Genomic DNA, 2,588 nt, shown 5'->3' with positions numbered 1-2,588 from the left:
GGGTTCTTGGCAAAATGATAGGACATAAAAATGGAAGCGGCAAATACGGGAAATGCGCCCGGGCGGCAGTTCTGTCGTTTTGGCTGCCTGCTGCCTCTAATCGGTTTATGGTCGGTGGATGCACGCCTTGGGCAAACATGTGCATCAATAAGATCGACCGTGGTTTGAGATGTAGATCGACGGTCCCGATCATACCTGCCTTAAGCAGATTGATTTAGAGGATGTGTAGAGCAGGTGATGTAAATATTAGCGATTTTTTTCCGCAAATGGATCGCAAAAACCTGCGTATGATTGCCGAAGTGCATACCAGAGTCCGGTTTTGCGGCAGCGTGTGCCTGGCTCGGTGAGGAGCAGGAAATGACGGCTTATGCGAGCGGCGTATCCCTGAATAGGCTGCAAAGTCGATGAATCTGCAAAGTTATGCTCAGGGCGGACATGGCAGATTTTGGAAGCCTACTCCAGCTCCAGAGGCCCGAGCGTTTATGAACTGGCCGATGGCCGGCTTGTGCTTTCGGCTGAAACCATGTGATCTGGCGGGCTAGCAAGCTACTAATATCGAAGATACGGCTTCAAGAGAAGAGCGCATTACCGGCCATACCCGCTGGTAATGCAATCTCGAGTGTCAGCTTATGTTTGGCCGGCTTTTACGCAATTTCGTCTTCTGACGTCAGGAATGAGGTGGAACTGAGTTCTTCGGCAGTCACACCGGAGATGGTCAGGCTGCTCTCTTCTCCATCCAGTACATAGCTGAAAGTCACGCCGTCATCCGTGTCGGTCATTGCTGCCAGCGCCGCGTCGATGCCGGTCCCGGAAGTGGTCTCACCATTTTCATCGAGAAAGGTGAATGTGGCGTCATTCAGGACGATGGTCTCCGCCGTCGGATCGAAGTCTGTGATAATGTCGTTTCCAGTAGACAGCACGAATATGTCATCATTCCGGCCCCCGGAAAGCGTGTCATCGCCCGCTCCACCGTCGATCACGTCGATTCCACCGCCGCCCCTGATTTCGTCATCGCCGAGCCCGCCGTAGAGCAGGTCATTGGAGCCATTGCCGATGACAAGGTCGTCGCCCTCGCCGCCGTAGATTGTGTCCTGTCCGCCTGCGCCAACCAATTCGTCATTACCCTCGCCGCCGGAAACCCAGTCATCACCAAAATCGGCATATACGTAATCATCACCGCCAAGGGCTTCCACAGTGTCCGCCGACCCGGTGGTGTAAATTTCGTCTGCCTCGTCGGTTCCGGTATAGGTGTTTCCGTCGACTACAACTTCCTCGACGCTGTCATCGATCTCATCATTCCCCTCGGCGTCGTCGACGTCGTCGATTATAAGATCGTCTCCTTCATCGCCGTAAAGCGTGTCGTCGCCTTCGGAGTCAACCAGCTCTTCATCCACGGTGTCATCGTCGTCGGCGTCGTCGACTATAAGATCGTCCCCTTCATCGCCGTAAAGCGTGTCCTCGCCTTCGTTGTCAATCGGCTCTTCATCCACGGTTAAGTCGTCAGTGAGTTCATCGCCGGTGGTTGCATCGGCAAGGTCGCTATCGTCTATAACTTCTGCAGATTCATCTTCTTCGCTGAGGTCTGTTACGGTATCAGTAGCTAAATCTTCTTGCTCGAGGTTGTCATTTGTCGATGTTTCCTCAGCATCAGTTTCTGCGTCTTCTCCGGAAACAGTGTCCTCGGCAACAACTGCAGTTTCTTCGTCCGGGTCATCTTCGACCGAAACTGTCAGATCCTGGGTAATTGTGACTTCGACGCCCCTTTTGTTCACAAAATTCGCGGTAATTGTGACATCATAGGTGCCGTCGGTATCATAATCAGTCGGGTTTTCGAAATCGAAGCCCTCAGCCAGGTTGACGGTGCCATTTTCGTCGATTGTAAACAGATCGGCGTCTTCGCCGGAAAGGGAGTAAACAACTTCAGAGTCGGCTTCTGCATTTTGCGAGATTTGGGTGGCGCGGGAAAATTGGAAAATGTCTCCTGTGGTGTTTTCGGTAATTGCGACAGCTTCTGCGCTGAGTACACGTTCAATTGCCATTTGAAACTCCAATTATGTTCAATAACGCCCCACGCTCCCTGCTGCGGCACAGGACATGACCAAGTAAAACTTACGCTCCTTAAGTTTTATTAAAGTATAAAAATTGCGAAAACTGAATTAATTTAGTATTAATAATAATTAATTGAATTTTATCAATAAAAATCAAATATTTATCTGCGTGCTGTGATTTTTTCTTATCATATAAATACGGATAAGATTTTCCTCTTGCCGATGTATTTTTTCGCTGAAAATGCGATGGTTGTGTTTGTATTTTGTTTTTTTGAGTTCAAGACAGACAGAATATAGAGAACTCAGAATCAGACGGGTTAGTATTGTTTCACTTCTTGAAGTTAAACTTGAAAAGATCATGTAAAACTTGACACCAAGTGGCAAGTGGAAAGTCCATTATGATTGAGCGCCAGACAGGCCAGTGGATGCGGGCAGCCCCTTTCCCGGGAGGATTGTCGGTAGTCGGCATGAACCGGAGGAAACATGACATTCGGCACAGCATTGGTGATAGGACAGCACGATTGGCGGGCGGCGGCCCTT

The 2,588-nt window shown here is 49.9% G+C and carries 2 protein-coding genes; both read right to left on the bottom strand.

What is annotated here, in order from left to right:
- Positions 1-193, bottom strand: a 193-nt coding sequence (locus E1297_RS49665; protein ID WP_209015612.1) for a hypothetical protein, incomplete at its 3' end; no start/stop codon positions are given.
- 451 nt (positions 194-644) lie between these two features.
- Entirely contained in the window at positions 645-2,039 is a 1,395-nt protein-coding gene (locus E1297_RS02845) for a calcium-binding protein (protein WP_155133656.1), read from the bottom strand.
- Positions 2,040-2,588: the final 549 nt, after the last annotated feature.

It is taken from the genome of Roseibium sp. RKSG952 (genome assembly GCF_009711355.1).
Note: the sequence above shows the minus strand (reverse complement) of the source record. Positions and strands in the feature narration are given on the sequence as shown.

What these genes read in the sequence shown, in the direction of transcription:
- E1297_RS02845 (WP_155133656.1), bottom strand. Translation starts at nt 2,039, where the DNA reads ATGGCAATTGAACGTGTACTCAGCGCAGAAGCTGTCGCAATTACCGAA.